Source organism: Flavobacterium frigidarium DSM 17623, from assembly GCF_000425505.1.
Taxonomy (GTDB): Bacteria; Bacteroidota; Bacteroidia; order Flavobacteriales; family Flavobacteriaceae; genus Flavobacterium; species Flavobacterium frigidarium.
Genome location: NZ_AUDO01000033.1, coordinates 1 through 3,418 on the forward strand (window position 1 = coordinate 1; position 3,418 = coordinate 3,418).

Here is a 3,418-nt window from a genome sequence, read left to right on the forward strand (position 1 = left end):
ATAATCAACGATAATTTCTGGTAACAATAGCTTGAGAAGTTCAACAAAGGAATCTTGCATTTGTATTTAATTTAAAATACAAATATCGAAATTTTATATTTCCCCACAACATTTAGTCTTGATCCATTAAGGATCAAGTGCAAAAGTTGGGGATTAGGTAAAAAAGCTGGATGATCTAAATAAGAAAATATCAATTTTCCGAACTCCTCTAAATTGACTTCTAATAGCTTTAATTTTTGAATTAAAAGACTCAGTCGAAGCATTTGTACTTCGATTGTCAAAGTAATTTAGAATTGATTGATAATTAATCTTTATCGTGTTGAGAACAATATTGAAATTCTTAAATCCAGATTTTTCTACTTTTCTGTACCAATGTGCTAATTTTAACATCGCTACATTTTTATCATTATTATTGTTGTAAATAGCTCGTTATTGCTGGGATAAAACATAAGATTTATTTATATCAGGATATAATTCAAATAATAGGTGTGCTCTTTCTTGTTGGTTGTGCGTCCAATTTTCTCTAGATTTATATAGGATATATCGACTTCTGGCTAATAATTGTTTTACTGTGTCTCCATTAGCTAAAATCTGGAGAGTATGTGTTTTGTTTTCTGTTTTAGATTGTAATATTGCTTGATCTTCCTTGTCCATCGCTTCCCATTGGTACTTGATTCTAATTTCTTGTAAAGCTTCTAATGCTAATTTCTGTACATGGAAGCGATCTGTTACTTGTATTGCCTTTGGGAAACATTTTTTAGCTATCAATTTCATAGAATTAGCCATGTCTAGGGTAATTGCTATAACTGCCGGTCTTTTTTTAGATTCAATTTTACTGATGTGTTCAATAGCCTGTTCTGCCTTCGTGCCTACAATAATAGCCACTAAAGATCCTTTCTTGCCTTTGGCTTTTTTGTTAGTGACAATAGTGTAAAGTTCACCTTGGGACAAGGCTACTTCGTCATTAGATAAATGAGTTCCCATATTTTGGGGATATATAATCCATTGTTGCGCGTGTTCTCTAGGCTCCCAAGTAGTAAAAGAACTAAGGTATTTTTTATACTGTCGTTGTAGTTTTTTGCCATCAACCCCAAAGAAACCTCCAATAGTTCGGTAGTCAATAGTTGTATTATCGATTGATTTCTTTTAAAAAAGACGCAAATTCTTGCGTCATACGTGTGCCCCTGTCCACCAACTGCCTCCCGATAGCTATCGGGACTATAACTATTTAACCATTTGTTTTATTTGTTTTGTTTGTTCAACGACGACGCTTAATGCGTAAATAGACGAACTTACCTTTAAGTGGTAATTTTTGAATCGTGATTTCATTCAAAAATCCTTTGGATACTAATTCCATAGAATTAAACTCTTTAGGAGGTATTGATTTTTTTTCAAAATAGAAATGTAGATTGACCTCAGAATTGAGGGCAGATACTCTTTCAAAGTTATTTACTAGAAAATTAGGAAGTATAAATTTAAAAATTCGACAGAATCCATTTATTATTGTTTTGATTTTCAAATATCTATGGTTTTTTTTAATCCTTCCCAGGTTTTGTTCCTGATCCTATTTTAGGGTGTTGAAGTGTTGAAATTTAAGAGTACTGAGATTATATGGGATTCATCGCCTTTTTCTAAAGAACCCTGTTTCTTACGGAACAGGTTTTTTTTTATGCCTATTTTTAGTGAAGTGTAGATTGTAGAGATTAGATCAATCTCAAAATCCACAAAGTTTGAGTAATCTAAGTTTGGAGTAAGTTCAATTTTCCGAACGGCTCTTCCGCGTAGCTATACAGCGTACCTAGAAGCATTTGCTTTTCAATTTTTATATTATTTAATAATAGGTTTGTTAACGTATTTTACCTAGTAGTAAAATTTTTTAAACCTGAATGACGTTTATCTTTAGCATTGCCTAATTTTTAAGTTTGGGTAGATTGTTATCATTGTATGTGTGGTTAAGATTTCTTAGTAGATGATGTAATATATTATTTAAATATTAGAGTGCATTTTAAATTGCATTTTTTATTGTTTTTTTTTGTTAGCTATCGATTTATTTTTATTGTCTTTAAATTACTATTAGTAGTTTGTGTTTAATTTCCTAAAACGAATTTATAGTTTGCTACCGAATAGGAGTAGAATTAGTTATTAAAATCGCTCGTTGTGAACAGTATCTTAATATTTACTTCACGGACTTGCCTAGTTCAGATTCATATTGATAACTGCGTGACTCTTTTCAGTATCGGCCTTACCGTGTTTGTCAATTAAGTATTTTATTTTTTATGTAATTTTAAGGCTTGCGACTATTCCTAATTTATGATCTATATCTATGACAACCTTGCTAAGACCTTCTGGCGATAAAGTAGTCTTTTTACTCACTAATTGACTTGCTACATTTTAATTTATTAGAAATATTTACATCGGTTACTACTTAATTTCTAAATAGCAGCTGAACTAGGTTATGTCAAATGTTTTCGGGCGAGAAGTTGTCTATCATGTATACAGAAAATGTCGACTTTTTTTTACAATCAACAACCATATCTTCTGCTAATTTATTTTTATAAAAAGAGGATAAAATCTCTTTCTATATCTGGGTCTTTAATTATAACGGCATCAGTAATTCTTAGTGCTAGGATAATCATTGCTCCACTGGTTCTGTCAGTCCGATGAAGTCAATTAATAAGTAGACAAAAGGATGTATCTATTAGGTAAACCTTTTACAATAATTATTTCCTTAAAAACTTATGTAGTTAATTCTACGATATCAAATTTTTAGTTATTCTTGATTTTATTCAAAAAAAGTAATTTAAGTTTTTTTGGAATTAGTTGCTGAAGTTAAATCAAAGGAAGTTATTAATATATTATTTAATATAAATTTTGAAAAGCTTAATAGAGGTCAATTAATGTTATTTTGGTTTATATGTAAAAGTGTTTTTTTCGACATTTGTCGTTAAGTCTTATCTAAGGTTTATTTCACTTAGGAGCTATTTCCTGCTATCCGCTGCAATCTTTTATAATTACTCGATTACCATCGAGCACATATAAAAGGATTTCCACTGCTATCAGGGCTAGGGTTGGGCGGTTATAAGTATATTATGCTTCTCAATTAATATATTGATAATTCTTGTACGTTTAGAAACGAGATTAAGAAGTGTTTGATTGATCAAGTTATATATTGAGTGCAATTGAATCTTTAATTTGCTTAATAAAGTACAGATTTTATGTTATAAACTCTCGATTAATCCTACAAACCGCAAAAGAGCTCATTTTAGTCTTGCCTCAAATAATACATTTTCAATAAGTTAAACAGCGTTTTAAAAATAAAGTAAATAAAAGCGGTTTTGGAGTATTGTTTATCGGTTTAAACTACCTACTTTTGCACCCGCAACAGCGAATAAGTTCTTTACATGATGGCAAGCAAAAC

At 30.5% G+C, this 3,418-nt stretch carries 1 protein-coding gene and 1 pseudogene; both read right to left on the reverse strand.

The genetic code is table 11. From position 1 onward, the window contains the following. Window positions 1-153: 153 nt before the first annotated feature. Window positions 154-1,137, reverse strand: a pseudogene (locus H603_RS17360) (ISAon1 family transposase). A gap of 121 nt (window positions 1,138-1,258) precedes the next feature. Further along, complete coding sequence (locus tag H603_RS17805; protein ID WP_455423191.1) at window positions 1,259-1,519, reverse strand: ISAon1 family transposase N-terminal region protein; 261 nt, start codon at window positions 1,517-1,519, stop codon at window positions 1,259-1,261. Window positions 1,520-3,418: the final 1,899 nt, after the last annotated feature.